The organism is Marinobacter shengliensis (assembly GCF_030297115.1).
Classification (GTDB): Bacteria; Pseudomonadota; Gammaproteobacteria; order Pseudomonadales; family Oleiphilaceae; genus Marinobacter; species Marinobacter shengliensis.
Genome location: NZ_AP028062.1, coordinates 466816 through 488125 on the forward strand (window position 1 = coordinate 466816; position 21310 = coordinate 488125).

The following is a 21310-nucleotide window of genomic DNA, read 5'->3' on the forward strand; positions in this document are numbered from 1 at the left end:
AACCTGATTGCGTACTGCACGCCCTGCGGGCCTGCTCCGAAAGCAGTTTAACAGGTGATGCCCATCCGGTGTTAACCCCCTCGTCAGGGCTTGGCGGAGAGTTTTACCGTCATCGCACTGTAGCCGCGTACGAAATTGGACTGAACGTACTCGGGCTCTGCCAAAACTTCAATACGGTCAAAGCGTTTCAGTATCTCCTCCCATAAGATCCTGAGCTGCAATTCTGCCAGGCGGTTACCCATGCAGCGGTGCACGCCGAAACCGAAGGAAAGATGCTTACGCACGTTTTTCCGATCAATAATGAACTGGTCCGGGTCTTGCTCGAAGGCCCGCTCATCCCGATTGCCCGAGGCGTACCACATAACCACCTTGTCACCCTGTTTAATGGTCTGCCCGTTCAGCGTCACATCCTGTTTCGCAACCCTGCGCATGTAGGCCAGGGGTGTTTGCCAGCGGATGATTTCTGACACCATATTGGGAATCAGCTCGGGATTCTGTTTGAGTTTTGTGAACTGCTCTGGAAACTGGTTAAGCGCCAGCACGCCGCCGGTCATGGAATTGCGGGTGGTGTCGTTGCCGCCAATGATCAGCAGCACCATATTACCCATAAACTCCATGGGGCGGTTGATCATGTCCCGGGTGTCGTTATTGGCCAACAGCAGACTGATCAGGTCAAACCCGGTTTCTTCGCCAGCAGCTTTCCGGGCCTCCTTTTCTCGCCACAACAACGACATCTGCTGCGCCATATCGGCGGCCGCCCGGAAAAACTCGTCACGGTTGGCGTGCCCTCCGGTGGATTCCGGGGCGCCGGAGGCCACATCCGACCAGTAAGCGAGTTTGTGACGCAGCTCAAAGGGGAAATCGAACAGGGTGGCCAGCATACGGGAAGTGAGTTCAACCGATACCCGTTGTACCCAGTCAAAGGGTTCGTCCACCGGCAGCTGGTCCAGCACATCGGCTGTGCGGCTGCGAATCAGCGCCTCCATTTGCGCCAGGTTGTTCGGTGCTACCACACCCTGCACAGCCTGGCGCTGGGCATCGTGCTTGGGTGGGTCCATGGCAATAAAGGTTTCGATTTCCAGCCCTTCAGGCTGGGGGCCAATGGAAATGATGGGCTCGGCGGAGAACAGGTCATGGCGGGTATCCACAAACATGATGTCCTCGTAGCGGGTGATCGACCAGAACGGGCCGAACGGGCTCTGTTTCTGGAAGTGCACAGGGCACTCATCCCGCAACCGCTTGAAATAGGAACCCCAGAGGCCTTGCCGGTACAGAAACGGATTGCTCAGGTCGATGTCTTGTAACGCAAGAGTGGATACATCGGGTAATGGGACTTCATTGAACACCGGCACTTCGCGGCTCCTGCCGGTACGCTGCTTGATGCTCTGAATAGCATGAGCGCCACGGACTTGCCAATGAACAGGAATAACCGCCGCAGCCTTATCCATAACCGGCTTCAGGGCAGGCTCAATCAGTGAATTCAGCAGGTTCATAGGATACCTCGGTTAACACAGTTGTTTCGTTATTGCCGGCGCGGGTAAGCCGACATGCAGCAGAGTTCTTGTGGATTACATCTGAAACTCGGGCAGGCGCACGATCAGGCCATCCAGGGCCTCCGAGACGGTGATCTGACAAGACAGGCGTGAGGTATCGGCTCTTTCGGGCGTGAGACCCAGCATGCCCTGCTCATCGGCGTTGATGTTGCCGGTGGCCTGAATCCAGTCGTTATCAACAATTACATGGCAGGTGCCACAGGCGCAGGCGCCGCCACAATCCGCGTCTATTCCCGGGATGCCGTTATCAACGGCGGTCTGCATCAGCGTTTGGCCTGCGGCAATCTCGACCACATGTGCGGCACCGTTGTGTTCAATAAATGTAATCTGACCCATACGCGTTTCACCTCTGTTGTTTTTGGAGTGGTTTCAGTGGAAGCCAGATTACGATCAGCGATGTTCGGGTGGCAGGTCATTAATTGACAGCGAGGGGTCATTTAAAGACACTCAAGGTGTGCGCCGGTCTTCAGGCGCTCACTCAAGGACACAAGAATAATGATACGCGACATTGACCTGAGCCAGCCGTGTATTCCCTCCAATTACAGCCGACTGATTGCCCGGGAGTTGGCTTTACAAACCCGCGATGTCCCGGATTTGCTGGCGATGACCCAGCTGACAGTGGATCAGTTTCTGCAGGAGGACACTCTGCTGACCCCGCAACAGCAATTGCAGATACTGGATAACAGTTTGCAGCTGGCTAATGACGATACCTTCGGATTGCGCCTAGGCCGGCGGCTGACGTCGCCTACCCACGGTGCCATGGGGTTTCTGGTCAACAGCAGCCCGGACCTGCTGACTGCCATTCGGGCTTTTCAGGTCTTCCTGCCAACCCGCATGAACCTGGCCCGCCTTGAGATGGCCGCCAGGGACAACTGGTTGGAGGTGACTTGCCGCTTTCATGTGGAATTGTCGGAATCACTTTTAAAGGTTCTGAGTGAGAGCTTTGCGGTGATCTTCTTTGATTGTGCGGAATTTATTGTGGGCCGACCGGTGGGGGAGGTGGTATGCGGGTTTCTGCACAAGGAGCCTGGGTACAGCCATTGCTACGCGGACTACATTCCGGGTTCGATAACATTTGGCGCAACCTCACTCGCGCTGAACATTCCGCTCGACGTGTGCAAGGTGCCCAATGCGTCCGCCAACCATGAGAACTACATGATGGCGCTGAAGCAGTGTGAATGCATGCTGGCGCAATTGCAGTCCGACCGTGAGAGCTGCAAATACCGGGTACAGAAAATGATGCTGTCTCATCCGCCCGGGGTGTTGACTGAAGAAGAGGCCGCCGCCGCGCTGTTTATCTGCAAGCGCACGTTGGCGAGAAGATTGAAAGCGGAAGGCGCCAGTTTTCGGCAATTGAGAGACGGCATTTTGTCGCAGCAGGCGATAGGCTATCTGCGGGACAGCTCGGTGTCCGTCGAGGCCATTGCGGAGTTGCTGAATTATCACGACAGCGCGAATTTCCGGCGGGCATTCAAGCGGTGGTTTGGCGTTACACCGGACCAATATCGACGTCGTAGTGCATCGCAAACATGATCTGTGGCCAGAGGTATTGGGCGCTTTGCTTCAGGCCAGGCAAATACGATAACGAATGACGCCGTTATCTTCTTCATGGACCGATTCAATCTGGTGGCCGGTGATCTCGCATAGGGCCTGCAAATCGCGGCGGCCACTGACGTCATCCGCCAGGAATTCCACCCGGGTGCCACTGGGCAGCCCCTGGGTGCGTTTCTTGAAGCGCAAAACCGGAAGCGGGCATACCAGACCGACAGCGTCGATCCGGTATACCTCTGCCTGGTCAGTCAAGGCGCACACTCGTGGAACTGCCTTGTTCCGCAGAGGACCAGCCAAACTGGTTCAGTACCACGGGCGCACAAAAGGCAATGACCAGGGCCACGACAAACGCGGCTGCCATAACTTTCATGATGAACCCCCTTTGCCTTGTTTCGCCTCAACCTCTTCTACCCACAGGTCGTGATGCTGGCGGGCCCATTCGCGATCAACCTGGCCGTTGCCCATGGCATCAAACGCACCTTCCATACCGACAGAGCCGATGTAGATGTGGGCGATGATGGCCACCATCATGGCGAACGCAACGATAGAGTGCCAGATGTTGGCGTACTGCATCTCTTCATGGGGCGTCAGCGCAGTCGGGAAGTCGGTACCGATAACACTGTTAATAACGCTGAAGGTGCCAGCGAACATGGGCATTTCAAACGGGAACAGCAGCGACAGGCCTGACAGGGACACCGAGACACCCAGCAGCATCACGGTCCAGAAGATGATCTTCTGGCCGGCGTTGAACTTCTTCGAGGAGGGGTGGGACTTGGTGAAGATGCCACCGCCCGCCTTGATCCACTGCCAGTCGAGTTTGTTGGGTATGTTGTGCGCTACCCACATGCAAAAGGTCATGACCAGGCCCAGCATAAACGCCCAGGCAATATTGTTGTGCAACCACTTGGAGCCCACGGCGAGGGTTGAATAGGCCTCGTGCCCGATGACCGGGATCAGGAAGCTTCGCCCCATCAGGGTGATCAGGCCGGTCAGGGCCAGTGCGATAAACGAACCAGCCAACAGCCAATGGCCAAAGCGTTCGATGGCTTTGAATCGTTCGATTTTGGTGCCTGAGGGGCCACCATCAATCATGATTTTGCCGCGAACAAAGTAGAACACTACCAGCAGCAGAATGATGCCCAGAAGGGCGCCACCGCCGTAGGAGATGATCGGGCCCTCCCGCAGCTTGTACCAAGGCATTCCCCCATCCTGAATCAGCACATCGGCCCCGGGGCCCCTGGCCTGGGTTTTGATATCGCTCTGGTTGTAGCGGATGCCCCGCCAGACATCGGAGTCTGACACGCCGCCCCGGGTGCCCAGTTGCTCCGTGATCGGTTTGGCGTTGGCCGGGTTGCCGAGGTTTTCAGAACGGAACGACTCGTCCATTTTCAGCTGTTGCTGGCGAGCCATGATATCTTCGAGGGTTTGCGCGCCCCCGGTCGCGGTTCGATCAACCGCCGGGGCATCACTCGCCCAGGCAGGATGAAAAAGCAGTGTCGCCATAGCAAGCAGGGCGGCACCCAATAGTTTTGTTTTCATCAGAGTGCTCCAGAGCGGAATAGACCAAAAGAAGACAATGCCGAAATCAGTTCCGGGGCCCGAAGGCCCCGGAACTGTCCGGTGGGTTTACGCGCCCTTCTTCTCGTAGGCTGTGCCCCATCCCCAGGCGCCGGAACCGAAACCGCGGTTCACCACTCGCTGGCGATAGATGTCCGAAACCGTGTTGCCATCACCGGCCAACAGGGCTTTGGTTGAGCACATTTCCGCGCAGAGTGGCAATTTGCCCTCTGCAATACGGTTACGGCCGTATTTGTTGAACTCGGTTGTGGAGTGGTCTTCCTCCGGGCCACCCGCACAGAACGTGCACTTGTCCATCTTGCCCCGGCTGCCAAAGTTTCCCGCCTGGGGAAACTGCGGCGCACCGAAGGGGCAGGCGTAAAAACAATAGCCACACCCGATACACAGATCCTTGGAGTGCAGCACAATGCCGTCCGCCGTCTGGTAGAAGCAGTCTGTTGGGCAAACGGCCATACAGGGCGCGTCTGAACAGTGCATGCAAGCTACCGAGATGGACCGCTCACCCGGTTTACCGTCTTCAATGGTAACCACGCGGCGGCGGTTGATGCCCCAGGGGACCTCGTGCTCGTTCTTACAGGCTGTCACGCAAGCATTACATTCGATGCAGCGCTCGGCGTCACAAAGGAATTTTGCTCTTGCTTGTCCTTCAAGTGCCATGGTCTACACCTCTTGTTATGCTGGTTCGATGGCACACAGGGTGCACTTGGTCTCTTGCATCTGCGTGACCGAGTCGTACCCGTATGTCTGAACGGTGTTTGTGGATTCACCCAACACGTAAGGATCAGCACCCTTTGGATACTTGTGCCTGCGATCCTCGCCTTGCAGGTGACCGCCGAAGTGGAACGGCATGAAGGCCACGCCTTCGCCAACCCTTTCGGTAACCATTGCTTTTACCTTGATGCGTGCGCCCTCCGGGCCAGACACCCAGACATCCCTGCCATCGCGAATGTTCATGTTATTCGCGTCGCGTGGATTCACCTCAATGAACATGTCCTGCTGGAGTTCCGCCAGCCAGGGGTTGGAGCGAGTTTCGTCGCCACCCCCTTCGTATTCCACCAGTCGACCGGAGGTCAGAATGATGGGGAAGTCCTTGCTGAAGTCGTTCTTCTGGATCGACTCGTACAGGGTTGGCACCCGCCAGAAGGTCTTGTCGGCGTAGGTTGGATAGTCCTCGATCAGGTCGCGACGATTGGTATACAGCGGTTCACGGTGCAGTGGCACGGGGTCCGGGAAGTTCCAGACGATGGTGCGGGCCTTGGCATTACCAAAGGGCGCGCATTCGTGCTTGATGGCTACCCGCTGGATACCGCCTGACAGGTCCGTTTTCCAGTTTGCGGTTGGTCCGCCAACAGCTTCGATGGCAGCCCGTTCCTCTGCGGTCAGATCGCTGTCCCAGCCCAGATCCATCAGCATTTGCATGGTGAATTCCGGGTAACCATCCTTGATTTCGGAGTCTTTGGAGTAAACACCGTCTGCCAGAATGTTCTGGCCGTTGTGCTCCACCCCGAATCGCGCCCGGAAGGTGAGGCCGCCTTTGGAGACGGGCACCGACATGTCGTACAGGATATGCGTACCCGGGTGGTTCATCTCCGCTGTGCCCCAGCAGGGCCAGGGCAAACCGTAGGTGTCTCCATCACAGGGCCCGCCCACTGCGCGCAAGGTGGTCTTGTCGAAGTGGTGCTGATACTGCATGTGTTTTTTCAGGCGTTCTGGCGACTGGCCGGTGTAGCCAATGGTCCACATGCCCCGGTTGAACTCGCGGGTGATGTCCTCAATCAGTGGCTCGTTGCCCTCAATGGCGATGTTGCGGAACATGCGATCGGTAAAGCCAAACTTGTCCGCAAGGAGCTTCATGATTTCGTGGTCGACCTTGGAGTCGAACAGGGGCTCAATCACTTTTTCACGCCACTGCAAAGAGCGGTTCGAGGCGGTCACCGAACCTGTAGTCTCGAACTGGGTGGTGGCAGGCAGCAGGTAAGCGCCTTCTTTACGATCATGCAGCACCGCTGAAACCGTCGGGAAGGGGTCCACCACAACCAGCAGATCGAGCTTCTCCATGGCCTCTTTCATTTCCAGCATACGGGTCTGCGAGTTGGGCGCATGGCCCCACAGCACCATGGCCCGGGTGTTGTCGGGCTGCTCGAGGTTTTCCTTGGCTTCCAGGACGCCATCTATCCAGCGGGATACCGGAATGCCTTTTTCGTTCATCATGGCCCGGGATTTTCCATCTTTGTCCCAGGTGACAAAACGACCCTTCAGCCAGTCCATGTCCTCTTCCCAGACCCGTGCCCAATGGGCCCAGGAGCCGGCGGTCAGGCCGTAGTAGCCGGGCAGGGTGTCGGCCAGTACGCCAAGGTCGGTGGCGCCCTGTACGTTGTCGTGGCCCCGGAAAATGTTGGTGCCACCGCCGGCCACGCCCATATTGCCCAGTGCCAGTTGCAGCACGCAGTAGGCGCGGGTGTTGTTGTTACCGTTGGTATGCTGGGTACCACCCATGCACCAGATCACCGTGCCCGGGCGGTTGTTGACCAGAGTGCGGGCAACCCGTTCCAGCTGTGCTCCGGGTGCACCGGTTACTCGCTCTACCTCCTCGGGGTTCCAGCGTTTAACCTCTTCGCGAATCTGCTCCATGCCATAAACGCGGGTGCGGATAAACTCTCTGTCTTCCCATTTATTTTCGAAAATGTGCCAGAGAATGCCCCAGATCAGCGCGACGTCTGAGCCTGGGCGGAAGCGCACAAACTCGTCGGCATGAGCCGCCGTTCGGGTGAAGCGTGGATCGCAGACAATCAGTGGTGCGTTGTTTTCTTCCTTGGCTTTAAGAATGTGCAGCAGCGATACCGGGTGTGCTTCGGCCGGGTTGCCTCCTATCAGGAAGATGGCCTTGGAATTGTGGATGTCGTTGTAGGAGTTGGTCATCGCGCCGTAGCCCCAGGTGTTGGCTACACCGGCAACGGTGGTGGAGTGACAGATCCGGGCCTGGTGGTCGACGTTGTTGGTGCCCCAGTAAGCGGCAAACTTCCGGAACAAATAGGCCTGTTCGTTGTTGAACTTCGCGCTGCCGAGCCAATAGACGGAATCCGGGCCGCTCTCGTCGCGGATCTGGAGCATCTTGTCGCCAATCTCGTTGATGGCGTCGTCCCAGGAGATCTTCTGCCACTGACCGTTAACCATTTTCATGGGTGACTTCAGACGGCGCTCACCGTGGGCATGCTCCCGTACCGAAGCGCCTTTGGCGCAGTGGGCGCCCATGTTGAAAGGGCTGTCCCATCCCGGCTCCTGACCAATCCAGGTGCCGTTCTGAACCTCCGCTTCCACCGTGCAGCCTACCGAGCAGTGGGTACACACGGATTTTCTGCGAACGACGTTTCCGCCTTCAGTTGATGGCGTTGAGGCCTGTACCCGTGTGGTTGGTAACGACAACGCAGCCAGCCCGCCCACGGCAACTCCGGAGGCGGTCAAAAAGCCCCGTCGGTCCATGGTGGTTGCAGCGAGGGATGAAAGTAAAGAACCCGCCCGGGGGCCTTTCGCTAACCCGTTGGTTTTCTTCCTTAACATGTCCAATACCTCTCTCTTTTATTGTTCTCGTTTTACCGGGGGCAGGGTCATCCAAGAGCATCACGCAATCTTGAACGGCCTGGCTCCCTTCAAAAGCGAGCCGATTCGAAATACTTGCGCGTATGTTCTGTGTCGCGCAGGCCGCTGCTTTTCGGTACGTCTTTAACGACCTCGGCTGCGGCGTTCGGTGCTACCGTCATTGCCACTGCAGCGGGGGCAGCGGCAACGGCCATCCGCAAAAAATGTCGGCGGCTGTTTTCTTTATTACGGTCGTTCATACAACATCTCCACCTGGTTCAGGGGATCGAGCTGATCCCGGTTACTGGATTGCAAAGGCGTCTGCTTCTACGGCCATGAATGCTTTACCAAGCGAGCCCACGGGGGCGTAGAAGATGGCACTTTGCGCTTGCTCCAGATCGGTAAAAAACAATCGCGCCCACTTTGCCATGTGGGCGTCAAAAAACGCTTTTTGCGACGGCAGGTCGCTGTCACACTCAAATTCGCCGGTGATAATGCCTGCCATGGTTTCACACAGCGTGCCCATGTGATCTTCCGGCTCTTTGACGTCGGCACGGGCACGGATGCCCCTTGCCATCAAATCACTGCGAAGGTTCGCAAGAGGCTTTTCGTTCAGGAATCCGGTCAGGTAATAGCTGGCGTAAGGCAGCAGTTCACCACGGCCAAGGCCCACGAACAGATTGTTATACTCCCGCTCCGCGTCGGTGGCCGAGGTGCGTTGGGCGAGGGCAGCAAGGTTCTTCGAGGCAGACCCAATGAGGGTGTCGTCGCCCTTGAGGGTCGCCAGCCCCTTCAGCAACTCACTTGACGGTGGGTTGCTCAGCAGGGTGCCCAGTAGCTGGTAAATCTGGGCTCTGGCTCGATCCTCGTCACTGATCGAGCGAGGACAAAGGCTTTCAGCAGTGTTGGCCAAATCACGTTCCTTCATGTTGTTGTTCAAATTTTGTGCTATCTAGATTTATAGTCCCGAAAGGGCGATGGCGCAACCAGTCTCGAGACATGTCCGGTTTGTGGTGGTGTTTAATCAAACCTCATTCTTGGCCGGTAACGTGGGGCCGGTTCTGCCTCTTCATCCTCCGCGTCCGACAGCGATGGTGGCTGCCTGGTCTGGCTTGAAGAGTCAATGGCTGGCTCTGGTTCCGAAGACCCCTCCGGTGGCGAAGTTTCCCGGGTGTTGACTGGTTCCGGCTCGCCGGTCTGAGGTTCTGCGTGTTCTATTGTTGATTCGGTCTTTGTCGCCGTTTTGTCGAACATGCCCTGGCCGACTTTGTACAACGTCTTGACGGCTTCGCCTGCGGTTGCCGCGTCTGTGTAGTCCTCGTCGTAGTCGTTGAGGCCATCCAGCACCGCGAGAACCGGATTGGATTTCCAGAGTGCGCGCAGTGCCTTGCGGCGCAACAATTCGGGGATCTCCTTGCGCATGAACCCGGTGATGTCGGTGCCGAGTGTGATGGTGTCCGGATCCGGCAAGCCGTATTTTTCGAGCACTTCGTGCTCAGGCAGCGCCTGGTTAATGGCGAGCTCCTGCTCTTCGGCAGGGGGCTCATTCTCAACAGGTAAGGGGGTGGTAGGGCCAGACTGCTTGCTGGCTTCGGCTTTCTTGCGCGACCATCGTTGCAGGCGTGATTCAGTCATCACTGCACATTCGGTTTTTTGATGTTTGTCGGAGCCCGGTAAACGTCGCTCTCCTGACGAATACGCGGGTCGCCTTTGCCCTCTTCGACGGCATCTACGTCAACCCGGTCTCGGCGGCGTTTCTTGAAGGGCTCATCGACGAAGTGCATATCAATAAATTCTTTGATCCAGGCCGCCAGAGACTCGGGGATCGGAACGGGTTCGACGATACTTTCGCCGCTGTCCAGGGTATCGAGGGCTTCATGGGCACTGGCGGTGATGGTGGTGACGACCCATCCCGCCGGGGACTGACCGGTGGTATCTCTGTCCAACACGACCCAAACAGAGGGGACGGCCATGTTGAGGGAAACAAGGTAACCTTCCACATCAGCACGAAACAGCTCCATGGTCACGGTGCCGGCGTGGTAATCCACCACATCGCCATTGCGGACCATTTCTTTCCAGAACGCTTCTGGCGCACCGGGGATCACAGCAACGGGTGTCCAGATATCACGTGCCCACCGGGTGATTCCGGGGGTACGCCGAACCACCGCGCCGACCGGCAATTCTCGTTTCCAACTGTCCGTACGACTGCTCATGATGTTTCTCTTTCTTATTGTCTCTTGAAGCTAGCAGAGCCCGGGCAATTATCCAATTATCCGATTGTCCAAGGCCAAACAGCTGTGGCATGCTCGAAGAGCCACGGTTGAAATCAATACGTACAAAAATAACTAAAAGAGTAATTTTCCTGATGACGCCAACTAAAACCCTTCTGTTATGCACCTGCGAAAAAACGCAGGCCGTCAGTCCCGAGGCGCTGAAAGCGGCTTCGGCAGCCGGGCAGGTGATTGTTGTGGATGAGTTGTGTGGCAAGGACATGGCTACGGCCGCCGAACACCTGAGCGGCACTGGTGAAGTGCTCATTGCCTGCGGCCAGCAAGCGGCGTTATTCGAGCGCCTGGGCGAGGATGTGCAAGCGGAAGTGAGCCAGTCCGCGCCGTTGAGCACCATCGATATCCGTGACCGTGCCGGCTGGAGCGCGCCGGATGCCAATCCCAAACGCCTGCATGCCAAGCAGGCCGCGTTGATGGCCGGGGCGCAGCTGCCGGCGGCCATGGCGCCGGCAAAGCTCATCCAGTCCAGTGGCATCTGCTGTATCGTTGGCCCAACCGACCAGGCCATTCGGATGGCGGAACTGGTGCAGGATGAGCTTGGCGTTACCTGCGTTGTGAGTGATGCCGGCCCTGTCCAGTTACCCTCCGCCAGGTACGACGTAGCCAGGGGTAAACTGACCGCGGCCAAAGGCGCACTCGGCAATTTCACGCTGGAATTCGCCCAGCTGCAAATGCTGAATCCGGCGGGCCGGGGTGCACCGGCCTATGGCGACGCAAAGGCCACGGCCCGCAGCGAGTGCGACATTTTTATCGATCTGCGGGGCGGTGCCCCGGCATTTCCACACTACCAGAAGCGCAACGGCTATTTCTGGGCTGATCCTGCCAAAAGCGGTGAGCTGGAGCGCATTGCCCTGACCGCCAGAGAGCGGGTGGGTGAGTTTGAGAAAACCGTGTATTTCCGGCTGGAAGAATCCCTGTGCGCCCACTCGCGGGCGAACCAGCCCGGTTGTACCCGTTGCCTGGATGTCTGTTCCACCGAGGCAATCTTTTCCGCCGGCGACCACATTCAGATTGATTCCGATATCTGCGCCGGTTGCGGGACTTGTGCAGCGGTTTGCCCGACCTCCGCCATCACCATGAACGAAACCCCCTTTGAGTCGATTACCAAAGCGCTGGATGTGATGGCCAGGACCTACCGGGAGCACGCGGGCGAGGCACCACGGCTGGTGTTTCATTCCCTGGGTGCGGGCGCTGAGGCCATTGCCTACCTGGCCAGGTATCACGACGGGCTGGCGGACGACCTGATTCCGTTTGGCCTGGAACAGATTGACCGCATAGGCCATGCAGAGATACTGGCTGCCTTTGGTGCGGGCTACGCCGAAGTGCTGATGCTGGCAGATAACGAACTGGATCGGCGGGCTGTCGCTGCCGAAGTGGAACTGGCCCAGGCCATGCTGGTGGGTACCCACAATTCCCCCAGCCGGATTCGGGTTATTGCGGCTGGGCACCTCGGCGAAGCTGGTGACAATGCCGGCCGCCTGAGTGAACCTGTGTTGCTGGTGGGCGGCCGCAGGGATATCACCAGAGTTGCCGCCACTGCGATGGCAGACAAAATTGAGGCGCCCATCCCCCTGCCGGCGGGCGCGCCCTACGGCGCCATCGAAATTGATTCAGACAAGTGCACGTTGTGCCTTGCCTGTGTATCCCTGTGCCCGACCGGTGCGCTTGGCGATCACCCGGACAGACCGGAAGTTCAGTTCACCGAGAACGCCTGTGTGCAGTGCGGTGTCTGCGAAAGCACCTGTCCGGAAACCGCCATCACTCTGAAGCCACAGCTGGATCTATCCAAGGCGGCACTGAGCGCCCGTGCCCTGCACGGTGAAGATCCCTTCGAATGTATCCAGTGTGGTAAACCCTTTGGTGTTGCCAGCACCATTAACCGGATTGTTGAGAAGCTGGAAAACCAACACTGGATGTACACCAAGTCTGACAACGTCCAGCTCATCAAGATGTGTGACGATTGCCGGGTAAAGGCCCAGTTCCATGGCGACAGTGCGCCCATGGCCAGCGGTGAGCGCCCCCGGGTTCGCACCAGTGATGACTATCGCGACCACTAGATCTGATCGGGACATTGTATGGTTCAATACGTTAACGCCGACAAAAGCAATCTGATCGGAACCGATGCGCCCCGGCCGCAGGACAAGAATCCGAGAGGCATCAGCCGGATTATCGCCATTGCCTCGGGCAAGGGCGGTGTTGGCAAATCCACCGTGGCCTCCAACCTGGCGGTGGCACTGGCATCGAAGGGACTCAAAGTGGGGCTGCTTGATGCAGACGTCTACGGGCCCAGCCAGCCCCGTATGCTGGGGGTTTCCGGCCGCCCTTCCAGCCCGGACGGGCACACCATTCTGCCCTTGCGCAATCATGGCGTAACGTTGATGTCGCTGGGCCTGATGACCACGGAAGACGAAGCAATCGTGTGGCGTGGGCCGATGCTGATGGGGGCCCTGGAACAGATGATGAATCAGGTGGACTGGGGCAGGCTGGACGTGTTGCTGGTGGATCTGCCCCCCGGCACCGGCGATGTGCAGATGACGCTTAGCCAGAAGTTCTTTGTAGCCGGCGCCGTCGTGGTGTCGACCCCACAGGACATTGCCCTGATGGACGCGCGCAAGGGCATCGACATGTTCAACCGGATGGAGGTGCCACTGTTTGGCCTGATCGAGAACATGGCGTCGTTTGTCTGCGACGGTTGTGGCAAAGAACATCATCCCTTCGGCTCCGGCGGCGCCAGGGCGGAAGCGGAAAAGCTTGGGGCGCCTTTCCTGGGCGAAATCCCGCTGGACCTGGATATCCGGGTCGGATCCGATGGCGGTGTGCCGATTGTGGTGTCGAAACCGGAAAGCCCCCAGGCCAGGGCGTTCCAGCGAATCGCCGATGAAATTATGGCCTCTGATGTGTATGCCCGGGCTGTGTTATGAACCAATCTCCCCAGTTTCCGCCGCTGCTGACGGGCGAGGTGGTGCCCAAGCATACCGACCCTTTTGACAAGGCGGTCAGCCGTGCCATCGCCGGGGTCGATTCTGGCACCATCTTCTACTCGCAAGGGGAGGATACCTTGCGTGCCGCGCTTGTGTTGGCACCGGAAACGCCACTGGAAGAGGCCATTCAGGCTGTCTACGTGGCCCAGATCGGCTTGGCTGAGAGCCTGGGTGCGCTGGCGCCGCCAGAGGTGCCGGTTCATTTCCAGTGGCCGGATCGTATCAAGGTGAATGGTGCTGTGTGCGGCGGTGTTTGCTTTGCCGCGGATGTGTCAGACCCGAAGGCGTACCCGAACTGGCTGGTGATCGGTATTCATGTGCCGTTCACCATGGCCGGCAACGAACCCGGTGAGAACCCGGACGAAACCTGCCTGTGTGAAGAAGGCTGTGTGGATATCACCCCCATGTCGCTGCTGGAAAGCTGGTCCAAGCACACATTGCTCTGGCTGACCTACTTTCTGGACAGCGGGTTCGAGCGCATACATGCCGACTGGCGGCCACGTTGCGACACCCTTGGCATGCAGATCGACTACCCGAGGCCGGGACTCTTCGTTGGCCTCGATGACAAAGGCCGGATGTTGTTACGGGAAGATGTGATGACAGAAACCGTAAGCCTGATTGAATTCGCGGAGCACCTATGAAACTGGCCCGAACCCTGCGACTGGATGTGTCTGATGACAATGTGTTCGAGAATCCGGCGCCGAGCGGCGAATGGGCTATTTCGGGCGGATTCGAGTTCTCCAACTGGACCGACGCGGAGCTGAAGGGCAAAGCCCGGCAGGCCTTCAGTAATGGTTGGTACAGCATCGAATCCGGTGGTCGAGCCAGTTTCGTGGGTGTGTGTGACATTACCGAAACCGAACTGGAGGGGTTGCGCCGGACCCTGGCGCAAACCTTTGTCGAGCAATACGGGGCGCCAGACATAGAGGCGGCCTACCCCGTGGCTTGCGAAGAAATCGACCAGATGCGCAGCATGTGTGAGGACTTCGAGGACAATACCCTGCTGATGGTCAGCCGAACCCTGACCGAACTGGGGGTTGAGGAAACCTACCGTTCCCGGGCCCCGCAGGATGCCTCACTGGAAGCCTTCGCCGTGCACGGCAGCGTTGAGTGATTACAGCCCGAAGTTGCCATAAGGTATAAAGCGAACGGGCGTTCCCGGCTCGATTTCCTGGGCGCTCTCGTCCAGCTCCACCAGACCTTCGGACCAGGCCAGGCCGGTCACCCGCCCGGAGCCTTCGGAACCAAACACTTCAACCTGCCCGTCCCGCACCCGTGCCCGCAACATCTCACTGCGCCCCGGTTTTTTGTTCTTGGAAAAGTTGGCGGGAATCAGGTAACTCGTTGGTTCAAACCACTCACCCCCGGCCAGCAGTGCCATGGCCGGAACCCCAAAGCGCAATGCGCAGACCCAGGCCGCCACCGGGTTGCCCGGCAGACCCACCACGGGCGTGCCCTTGAACATGGCCAGCGCCAGGGGGCGGCCCGGTTTGATGGCAATGCGCCAGTTGCTGATGTCACCGTGGGCTTTCAGGGTTTTCGACACATGGTCTTCATCCCCGGCGGAAACGCCGCCGCTGGTGAGGATCAAGTCGCATTGGTCCGCACCGCGCTCCAGAGCGGCTTTAACGTCCTCAGCCCGGTCCAGCGCATGGCCCAGGTCGACCAGTTCATAGCCCAGTTGCGTCACCATGGCGCTGAGCATCGGGCGGTTGGCGTCGTAAATCTGCCAGTCGGTCACCGGGGCACCGACGGGCTTTACTTCGTCTCCCGTCGACAACACGCCAACACGCAGCCGTTGGTAAACATCCACTGATTCGATGCCGACACTGGCAAGTACCGAAATCTGGGTAGGTGTCAGCCGGGTGCCGGCGGTCAGAATGCAATCCTGTACCTGGATATCCTCGCCGGCTTTGCGTCGGTTGGCACCCGCCTTTAACGTGCCGTTCAGGTGCAGCTGGCCATCGATGACCTCGCAGTCTTCTTCCAGCACTACGGTGTCTGTGCCTGCCGGCATCACTGCGCCGGTGAGTATGCGGATGGCGTATCCCTCGGGAACCTGCCCGGTGTAAGGTTCACCGGCAGCACTGCGGCCATCGGCCAGTGGCAGCACACAAGGAACCTCGGTTAGAGGGCCGGCAAGGGCATAGCCATCGACGGCGGAATTGCTGCTTGGCGGGTGGGCTCTGGGTGCATGGACATCTTTAGCCAGTATTCGGCCGTTGAGCTGAGACAGCGGGACGTCCTGCTCCACCCCCACCACCGGGTGCAGGCGGGAACGCAGCCGCGCCAGCGCTTCGTCCACCGGTGTCCAGTTCACCCCTGGAGGCAGGGCAAAGCAGTCGTTGCGGAGCGGTTTCGTGGGGCTCCCGTTATTGGCGGCGTTGCTCATGGTTGTTCACGCTTCAGAATAAAGTCAGTGATGCCGGTGACATCGTTGATATCGAAGACCGGGCCCGGGAAATCCGCGGCATAGTCTGCCGCCACCGCCACAATGCTTGGGTCCTGCGGGTACAGGGGGGCGTGGGAGCTGTCCTGCCGGTGAACTTCAATTTTGGGATGGGCGTTGGTTTTGAATCCCTCAACCACGACCCAGTCGCAGGGGCCCAGCCTGGCCAGCAACTCATCCAGGGTTGGCTCGCGGGCGCCGCGGAGTTCATGCATGATGGCGAAGCGTTGGCCGCCCGCGAGGATGACTTCCTGAGCGCCAGCCTCCCGGTGCTTGTAGCTGTCGGTTCCGGGTTGGTCTATGTCCACTAGGTGGTGGGCGTGTTTGATGGCGTTAACGGTCAAACCTCTGCTGGACAACTCGTGAATCACGGCGCTGGCCAGGGTGGTCTTGCCCGAATTCTTCCAGCCTACGATACCTATCACGTTCACGTCAGATGCTGCTCCGCCCAAGCCAGGTCTTCCGGTGTATTGATGTTGAAGAAGTCGGCCTCCTCGAACATCACCAGGGTTTCACCCTTGGCCAGCGTCCATTGGCGAATCTTGCGCACGCCGTCGTTCAGGGCGGCTCTCAGGTCATGCCTCAGCGCGACTTGCCAGCGGCCAAAGGTGGGCTGGGGAATCCGCCCCCGTTCCGGGTCCGGGGTGGCTGCCAGCACCACCGGGGCGCCTGAGTCGGACAGGCGCTCGACCATGTCCAGGGGAAAAGATGGGGTATCCGCCGCCACGCTGATCAGCCACTCATGGCCCTGTTCTGCCGCCCAGTCCATGCCCGCCAGAATGCCGGCCAGGGGGCCGGCATAGTCCGGTATGGAGTCCGCAACCACCGGCAACCCCAGATCATCGAACCGGGACAGATCGCCATTGGCATTCAGTACTACGGCGTCTACCTGCGGTGTTATCCGCTCGATAACCCGATGAATCAGGGAATGATTCCCCAGCATCAACCGGCCTTTATCGCCACCGCCCATTCGGTGGGCCTGCCCCCCGGCCAGAATCACGGCGCACTCAGTCATGCTCAGCCCCTTTTCTACGCATTTTCTTGTCCTCATCGGGAACCTGAGACAGGTCCTGGTCAAACACCAGGCGGTGCTGGCCACTGAGGCAGGTGAACTTCTTGCCCCGCATCCGACCGATCAGGGTTAGCCCCACCTGCCGGGCAATATCCACGCCCCAGGCGGTGAAACCGGACCGGCTGATCAGAGTCGGGATGCCCATCAGGGACGTTTTGATCACCATTTCGGAGGTTAAACGGCCAGTGGTATAGAGCACCTTGTCGGCCGCGGGCACTTTGTTCTGATGCATCCAGCCAGCGATCTTGTCGACCGCGTTATGGCGTCCGACATCTTCCATGTACGCCAGAATCCTGCGGCCCTGGCACAGCGCGGTGCCATGGATGGCGCCGGTTTCCATGTACAGGCTGGGGGTATGGTTGATCTGGTAGGACAGGTCGTAAAAGGTACTGGTGTGTACCGGGGTGTCTGGCAGCGAAAGCCCGTCCAGCCCTGCCATCATGTCACCAAACACCGTACCCACGGCGCAGCCGGAGGTTCGGGTTTTCTTTTCCAGTTTGTCCTCAACATCCGTGATGCCGGCTGTGCGTACCACGGCCACTTCCAGCTCCTCGTCGAAATCAATCCCGGTAACCTGATCGGTCTCTTTCAGCATGCCCTGATTCAACAGGAAACCCAGGGCCAGGTATTCCGGGTGATCGCCAATGGTCATGGCGGTGAGGATCTCCTGGCTGTTCAGGTAAATGGTCAGGGGGCGCTCTTCGATAACACTGATGGACTTGGGTTGACCGGTTTCATCAACACCCTCGACTGCCCGGGACAGTCGAGGGTCTTTCGGGTCTGGAAGTATGGAATCGATCGTCATTGTTATTCTGGCTCTCTCAGGGATTCCGCATACCGCATTATCTACGGACATAGCCAGAGATTAGCTTATTTGGCATTCGGGAAAAACAGCTGTTGTCCATTCACTTTAAAGTCAGCAATCGCTTGCTGACCCTCTTTGGAAATCAGCCAGTTGTGCCACTGACGGGCCAGATCGTGTTTGAGGTGGGGGTGTTTCTGTTCCGAGAGCAACAAGCTGCCGTACTGGTTGAACAGCACGTTGTCGCCTTCAAACAGCAGGGTCAGGTTCTGGCGGTTGCCAAACGCCACCCAGGTGGCGCGATCCGACATCACATAGGCGTCCATGGCCGCGGCCGTGTTGAGTGTTGGCCCCATGCCGCTGCCCAGTTCCCGGTACCAGTCGCCGTCGGGCTCAACACCGGCGTTCTCCCAAAGACGCAACTCGGCGCGGTTGGTGCCACTGTCATCACCCCGTGATGTGAACGGGGCCCGAGCACTGGCAATGGCCGCGAAGGCCTCGGCGGCGGTTTTGGCGTTGCGGACATTGGCGGGATCGTTTGCTGGACCAATCAGTACAAAGTCGTTGTACATCACATCCGCTCGCCCGGTGGCATGTCCGTTGTCAATAAAGCGCTGTTCGCCGTTGGTGTCGTGCACCAGAAGACTGTCGGCGTCGCCGCGGCGGGCAAGCTCAAAGGCCTGTCCGGTGCCCACGGCCACAACCCGCACGTCGATGCCGCTGGCGTTTTTGAATTTGGGCAGAATAGAGTCGAACAGCCCCGAGTTTTCCGTTGAGGTGGTGGAAGCGAGAATGATGTATCCCTCGGCGTGCGCACTGAGCGACATGCCCATCGCAATCACACTTGCAAACAGCAGATTCAGGGTCCTTTTCATCTTGTTTTTCCTTCCGTGCGTTGGGAGCGTTTTTCGGGTCACTTCATATCAAAGTCTTGAGGCGGAGCTATTCCACAAGCTCTCCGGTAACAAACGCCTGCGCCTCGGGGGATACGGGTTTGCTGAAGAAGGCGTCAGCCGCCGTGTGTTCGCGCACTTTTCCCCCAGACAGGAACAGAACGTCACCGGCTAGCCGGCGGGCCTGATGTAGATCGTGGGTGGTCATCACAATGCGTGTGCCGCGCTGGTGAAAATCCAGCACGGCGGCCTCGACAGCCTTAATCGCGGCTGGGTCAAGCGCCGAGGTGGGTTCGTCAAGAAACAGCACCTGGGGCGAGAGCACCCAGGCCCGCGCCAACGCAAGGCGCTGTTGCTGGCCACCCGAAAGCACCCGTGCGGGTGTGTGAGCGCAGGCCGACAGGCCGAAGCGCTCGAGGGCATCCAGTGCCAGTTTCGCCCGTGCCCGACGGGGAACCTTGTTGACCGCCAGCGCGTGCCGAAGATTGGCCACCGCCGAGCGGCGCAGAAGCACCGGTTGCTGGAACACCATGGCCTGGCGGGGCGTGCCCTCATCCGACCAAATAATCCGGCCTTGGGTTGGCGATAGCAGCCCGTGGGCCAGTCTCAACAGGAGGCTTTTGCCGGCGCCGTTTGGGCCCATCACCAGGGTAGGGCCGGGGCCGTCCAGGGTGAAGGAGCAGGGGCCCAGCAATGTCTTTTCCTCGTGATGGAAGGCGACACCCTGAAAGGACAGGGCCGGTGGTGGAAGCAGAACGGATCTGGAAAAGAGGGGGGCGTTCAGTGAGGTCATCCTGTCCGCCTCCTGCTCAGTTCACCCACAAGATAGGCGCCGGCGTTAATCAGCATGACCAGCGTCAAAAGTACAATGCCGAGCCCGAGCGCCAGGGGCAGATTGCCTTTGCCAGTTTCCAGCACGATGGCGGTGGTCATGACCCGGGTGACCCCATCAATGTTGCCGCCAACCATCATCACTGCGCCTACTTCGGCACTGGCCCGGCCAAACCCGGCGAGCAGTACCGTCAACAGCGCAAAACGGGCATCCCAGAGCAGGGTGGGCATCATGCGAGCCCGAGACATACCGAGAGACACGAACTGTTCCCGGTACTCGCCCAGCATTTCTTCCACTTTCTGGCGTGAGAGCGCCGCCAGTATGGGCAACACCAGCACCACCTGGGCGATCACCATGGCGCCGGGGGTAAACAGAAGGCCCCATTCACCGAGCGGCCCGGCGCGGGAGAGCAGCAAATACACCATTAGCCCGGCAACCACCGGCGGCAGCCCCATGAGTGCGTTTAGCACCACGACCACGGCGCCGCGCCCAGGGAATCGCCACAGCGCCACTGCAGCGCCAAGCGGAAACCCCAGCACCGCTGCAATCAGCACGGCCAGAAGCGACACCTGTAGCGAGAGCGCGACGATCTGGATTAGCGAGGCGTCGAGGCTTAACAACAACGACAACGCCACATAGAACGCATTATTTTCCACTGCTGCGTCTCCTTATTATTTGAGCATCGTGGCGTTTTTAACTACGCTTTGCACAGCCTTCCGGAATTCATGCAGCCTGAAACAGTCCTGTGCTTTCCCCGCGCAGTTGGAGAGAATGATGCCCCTTCCTGCTTATCTCACCACCGCTGAGGCCGCCGAGTATTTGCGGCTCAAAGAGCGCAAGGTTTACGACCTGGTCAGCCAGGGCGTGATTCCCTGTGTCCGGGTGACAGGCAAGCTTCTCTTCCCACGCCAGCGGCTGGATCTGTGGTTGATGAACCACCTGGAGGGTGACGACGCCGTCAGCACGCCGATCCCGCCCGTCCTGGCGGGCAGCCAGGACCCGCTGCTGGAATGGGCAGTTAAGGAAAGCGGCGCAGAGCTGGCTTTGCTGTGCCAGGGGAGCGGCGATGGTGTGCAGAGGTTGGTTGACGGGCGTGCCATGCTCGCCGGTATGCATATCTGGCACGAAGACAGCCAGTGTTACAACGACCCGGCCACCCTGGGCCTGAGCGGCATGCGCGACCTGGTGCTGATCCGCTGGGCAAAACGTCAGCAGGGGCTTCTGCTGGCCGCCGATAACCCTCACCAATTGGTGCGGCTAGAGGACATCGCCCGCCCCGGCATCCGGGTTGCCCATCGCCAGCCCGATGCCGGCGTCAGCCATTTGCTCCAGAGCTTACTCGCTCGCCACCGTATTGACGCGAAACAACTCAGATGGGCTGTTCACCCGTCACTCAGCGAGGACGACCTGGCGCTGGCCATTCGCCAGGGCGAGGCGCATATCGGGCTGGGTATCGAGGCGGCAGCGCGCCGCCAGGGCTTGGCGTTTATTCCTCTGCAGCAGGAGCATTTTGATCTCGCCATGCGCCGGCGCCACTACTTTGAGCCCGCCATGCAGCGCTTGCTGGCGTTCGCCCGATGCGAGCGCTTTGGTCAGCGGGCAGAGGCGTTGGGGGGGTATGACATCAGTGAGTTGGGGCGGGTGGTTTATAACGCGTGAGAGGGAGGGGCGAACGAAAGTTCTGCATCGGCCCTCGGGTGAACCAGAGTTCCACAAAAAGCCGGCACTCGGAGGC

Annotated in this window: 24 protein-coding genes; 6 read left to right on the forward strand and 18 right to left on the reverse strand. The window is 59.1% G+C overall.

Annotation, left to right across the window (positions count from 1 at the left end; genetic code table 11):
- Positions 1–83: 83 nt before the first annotated feature.
- Positions 84–1493 carry a cytochrome P450 gene (locus QUE75_RS02060; RefSeq protein ID WP_286253359.1) on the reverse strand — a complete coding sequence of 470 codons (1410 nt, stop codon included), beginning with the start codon at positions 1491–1493 and terminating at the stop codon, positions 84–86.
- 75 nt (positions 1494–1568) lie between these two features.
- Positions 1569–1889: a 2Fe-2S iron-sulfur cluster-binding protein gene (locus QUE75_RS02065; protein WP_286253360.1), complete on the reverse strand. Its 321-nt coding sequence runs from the start codon at positions 1887–1889 to the stop codon at positions 1569–1571.
- A gap of 159 nt (positions 1890–2048) precedes the next feature.
- Between QUE75_RS02065 and QUE75_RS02070 the strand changes: the two genes are divergently transcribed.
- Positions 2049–3086 (forward strand): helix-turn-helix domain-containing protein, encoded by a 1038-nt coding sequence (locus QUE75_RS02070; protein WP_286253361.1) that lies wholly within the window; start codon positions 2049–2051, stop codon positions 3084–3086.
- A 30-nt stretch (positions 3087–3116) separates the two neighbouring features.
- On the opposite strand, the gene QUE75_RS02075 is transcribed toward QUE75_RS02070, so the two are convergent.
- From QUE75_RS02075 to QUE75_RS02115, 9 genes are all read right to left on the reverse strand, one after another.
- On the reverse strand, positions 3117–3356 hold the full coding sequence (locus QUE75_RS02075) for a sulfurtransferase TusA family protein (protein ID WP_106694373.1): 240 nt from the start codon (positions 3354–3356) through the stop codon (positions 3117–3119).
- The gene (locus QUE75_RS02080; RefSeq protein ID WP_264754036.1) at positions 3349–3474 is read right to left on the reverse strand and encodes a hypothetical protein; all 126 of its coding nucleotides are present in this window, start codon (positions 3472–3474) and stop codon (positions 3349–3351) included. Before QUE75_RS02080 ends, QUE75_RS02075 begins: the two co-directional genes overlap by 8 nt.
- Positions 3471–4643, reverse strand: coding sequence for a formate dehydrogenase subunit gamma (locus QUE75_RS02085; RefSeq protein WP_286253362.1), 1173 nt, complete (start codon positions 4641–4643; stop codon positions 3471–3473). The genes QUE75_RS02080 and QUE75_RS02085 overlap by 4 nt, the downstream gene beginning before the upstream one ends.
- A gap of 87 nt (positions 4644–4730) precedes the next feature.
- Positions 4731–5339 carry a formate dehydrogenase FDH3 subunit beta gene (fdh3B, locus tag QUE75_RS02090; protein ID WP_058092956.1) on the reverse strand — a complete coding sequence of 203 codons (609 nt, stop codon included), beginning with the start codon at positions 5337–5339 and terminating at the stop codon, positions 4731–4733.
- A gap of 15 nt (positions 5340–5354) precedes the next feature.
- Positions 5355–8240, reverse strand: a complete 2886-nt coding sequence (locus QUE75_RS02095; protein ID WP_286253363.1) for a formate dehydrogenase subunit alpha — start codon at positions 8238–8240, stop codon at positions 5355–5357.
- Positions 8241–8329: 89 nt separating this feature from the next.
- The gene (locus QUE75_RS02100) at positions 8330–8518 is read right to left on the reverse strand and encodes a twin-arginine translocation signal domain-containing protein (protein ID WP_058092954.1); all 189 of its coding nucleotides are present in this window, start codon (positions 8516–8518) and stop codon (positions 8330–8332) included.
- A gap of 41 nt (positions 8519–8559) precedes the next feature.
- Positions 8560–9171, reverse strand: coding sequence for a TorD/DmsD family molecular chaperone (locus QUE75_RS02105; RefSeq protein ID WP_138437004.1), 612 nt, complete (start codon positions 9169–9171; stop codon positions 8560–8562).
- A 107-nt stretch (positions 9172–9278) separates the two neighbouring features.
- Entirely contained in the window at positions 9279–9893 is a 615-nt protein-coding gene (locus QUE75_RS02110) for a DUF3306 domain-containing protein (protein WP_286253364.1), read from the reverse strand.
- Complete coding sequence (locus QUE75_RS02115; protein ID WP_152437141.1) at positions 9893–10471, reverse strand: DUF3305 domain-containing protein; 579 nt, start codon at positions 10469–10471, stop codon at positions 9893–9895. The genes QUE75_RS02110 and QUE75_RS02115 overlap by 1 nt, the downstream gene beginning before the upstream one ends.
- A gap of 152 nt (positions 10472–10623) precedes the next feature.
- On the opposite strand from QUE75_RS02115, the gene QUE75_RS02120 reads away from it, so the two are divergent.
- The 4 genes from QUE75_RS02120 to QUE75_RS02135 are packed head-to-tail and all read left to right on the forward strand — an operon-like array spanning position 10624 to position 14641.
- A complete protein-coding gene (locus QUE75_RS02120; protein WP_286253365.1) occupies positions 10624–12603 on the forward strand; it encodes a 4Fe-4S binding protein in 1980 nt (659 codons plus the stop codon).
- 18 nt (positions 12604–12621) lie between these two features.
- Positions 12622–13467, forward strand: a complete 846-nt coding sequence (locus QUE75_RS02125) for an Mrp/NBP35 family ATP-binding protein (protein ID WP_138436868.1) — start codon at positions 12622–12624, stop codon at positions 13465–13467.
- Positions 13464–14168, forward strand: a complete 705-nt coding sequence (locus QUE75_RS02130) for a biotin/lipoate--protein ligase family protein (protein WP_286253366.1) — start codon at positions 13464–13466, stop codon at positions 14166–14168. The genes QUE75_RS02125 and QUE75_RS02130 overlap by 4 nt, the downstream gene beginning before the upstream one ends.
- Positions 14165–14641 carry a DUF6505 family protein gene (locus tag QUE75_RS02135; RefSeq protein ID WP_138436866.1) on the forward strand — a complete coding sequence of 159 codons (477 nt, stop codon included), beginning with the start codon at positions 14165–14167 and terminating at the stop codon, positions 14639–14641. Before QUE75_RS02130 ends, QUE75_RS02135 begins: the two co-directional genes overlap by 4 nt.
- Here QUE75_RS02135 and QUE75_RS02140 read toward each other — a convergent pair whose 3' ends face one another.
- The 7 genes from QUE75_RS02140 to QUE75_RS02170 form a co-directional block, all read right to left on the reverse strand.
- Positions 14642–15919, reverse strand: coding sequence for a molybdopterin-binding protein (locus QUE75_RS02140; protein ID WP_286253367.1), 1278 nt, complete (start codon positions 15917–15919; stop codon positions 14642–14644).
- Complete coding sequence (gene mobB / locus QUE75_RS02145) at positions 15916–16407, reverse strand: molybdopterin-guanine dinucleotide biosynthesis protein B (protein ID WP_061333159.1); 492 nt, start codon at positions 16405–16407, stop codon at positions 15916–15918. Before mobB ends, QUE75_RS02140 begins: the two co-directional genes overlap by 4 nt.
- Positions 16404–16991 (reverse strand): molybdenum cofactor guanylyltransferase MobA, encoded by a 588-nt coding sequence (gene mobA, locus QUE75_RS02150; RefSeq protein WP_286253368.1) that lies wholly within the window; start codon positions 16989–16991, stop codon positions 16404–16406. Before mobA ends, mobB begins: the two co-directional genes overlap by 4 nt.
- A complete protein-coding gene (locus tag QUE75_RS02155) occupies positions 16984–17853 on the reverse strand; it encodes a formate dehydrogenase accessory sulfurtransferase FdhD (RefSeq protein ID WP_286253369.1) in 870 nt (289 codons plus the stop codon). The genes mobA and QUE75_RS02155 overlap by 8 nt, the downstream gene beginning before the upstream one ends.
- A 65-nt stretch (positions 17854–17918) precedes the next feature.
- Entirely contained in the window at positions 17919–18725 is an 807-nt protein-coding gene (locus tag QUE75_RS02160; protein WP_286253370.1) for a substrate-binding domain-containing protein, read from the reverse strand.
- 67 nt (positions 18726–18792) lie between these two features.
- Positions 18793–19536 (reverse strand): ATP-binding cassette domain-containing protein, encoded by a 744-nt coding sequence (locus QUE75_RS02165; RefSeq protein WP_286253371.1) that lies wholly within the window; start codon positions 19534–19536, stop codon positions 18793–18795.
- Positions 19533–20231, reverse strand: coding sequence for an ABC transporter permease (locus tag QUE75_RS02170; protein WP_058092941.1), 699 nt, complete (start codon positions 20229–20231; stop codon positions 19533–19535). Before QUE75_RS02170 ends, QUE75_RS02165 begins: the two co-directional genes overlap by 4 nt.
- Positions 20232–20349: 118 nt before the next feature.
- Here QUE75_RS02170 and QUE75_RS02175 point away from each other — a divergent pair, with 118 nt between their 5' ends.
- Entirely contained in the window at positions 20350–21234 is an 885-nt protein-coding gene (locus QUE75_RS02175) for a helix-turn-helix transcriptional regulator (protein ID WP_286253372.1), read from the forward strand.
- Positions 21235–21310: the final 76 nt, after the last annotated feature.

Bases quoted from the DNA above. Each gene is read 5' to 3' on its own strand.
- QUE75_RS02060 (WP_286253359.1), bottom strand. From the start codon at position 1,493: ATGAACCTGCTGAATTCACTGATTGAGCCTGCCCTGAAGCCGGTTATG.
- QUE75_RS02065 (WP_286253360.1), bottom strand. From the start codon at position 1,889: ATGGGTCAGATTACATTTATTGAACACAACGGTGCCGCACATGTGGTC.
- QUE75_RS02070 (WP_286253361.1), top strand. From the start codon at position 2,049: ATGATACGCGACATTGACCTGAGCCAGCCGTGTATTCCCTCCAATTAC.
- QUE75_RS02080 (WP_264754036.1), bottom strand. From the start codon at position 3,474: ATGAAAGTTATGGCAGCCGCGTTTGTCGTGGCCCTGGTCATTGCCTTT.
- QUE75_RS02085 (WP_286253362.1), bottom strand. From the start codon at position 4,643: ATGAAAACAAAACTATTGGGTGCCGCCCTGCTTGCTATGGCGACACTG.
- fdh3B (WP_058092956.1), bottom strand. From the start codon at position 5,339: ATGGCACTTGAAGGACAAGCAAGAGCAAAATTCCTTTGTGACGCCGAG.
- QUE75_RS02095 (WP_286253363.1), bottom strand. From the start codon at position 8,240: ATGTTAAGGAAGAAAACCAACGGGTTAGCGAAAGGCCCCCGGGCGGGT.
- QUE75_RS02100 (WP_058092954.1), bottom strand. From the start codon at position 8,518: ATGAACGACCGTAATAAAGAAAACAGCCGCCGACATTTTTTGCGGATG.
- QUE75_RS02110 (WP_286253364.1), bottom strand. From the start codon at position 9,893: ATGACTGAATCACGCCTGCAACGATGGTCGCGCAAGAAAGCCGAAGCC.
- QUE75_RS02115 (WP_152437141.1), bottom strand. From the start codon at position 10,471: ATGAGCAGTCGTACGGACAGTTGGAAACGAGAATTGCCGGTCGGCGCG.
- QUE75_RS02120 (WP_286253365.1), top strand. From the start codon at position 10,624: ATGACGCCAACTAAAACCCTTCTGTTATGCACCTGCGAAAAAACGCAG.
- QUE75_RS02125 (WP_138436868.1), top strand. From the start codon at position 12,622: ATGGTTCAATACGTTAACGCCGACAAAAGCAATCTGATCGGAACCGAT.
- QUE75_RS02130 (WP_286253366.1), top strand. From the start codon at position 13,464: ATGAACCAATCTCCCCAGTTTCCGCCGCTGCTGACGGGCGAGGTGGTG.
- QUE75_RS02135 (WP_138436866.1), top strand. From the start codon at position 14,165: ATGAAACTGGCCCGAACCCTGCGACTGGATGTGTCTGATGACAATGTG.
- QUE75_RS02140 (WP_286253367.1), bottom strand. From the start codon at position 15,919: ATGAGCAACGCCGCCAATAACGGGAGCCCCACGAAACCGCTCCGCAAC.
- mobA (WP_286253368.1), bottom strand. From the start codon at position 16,991: ATGACTGAGTGCGCCGTGATTCTGGCCGGGGGGCAGGCCCACCGAATG.
- QUE75_RS02155 (WP_286253369.1), bottom strand. From the start codon at position 17,853: ATGACGATCGATTCCATACTTCCAGACCCGAAAGACCCTCGACTGTCC.
- QUE75_RS02160 (WP_286253370.1), bottom strand. From the start codon at position 18,725: ATGAAAAGGACCCTGAATCTGCTGTTTGCAAGTGTGATTGCGATGGGC.
- QUE75_RS02165 (WP_286253371.1), bottom strand. From the start codon at position 19,536: ATGACCTCACTGAACGCCCCCCTCTTTTCCAGATCCGTTCTGCTTCCA.
- QUE75_RS02175 (WP_286253372.1), top strand. From the start codon at position 20,350: ATGCCCCTTCCTGCTTATCTCACCACCGCTGAGGCCGCCGAGTATTTG.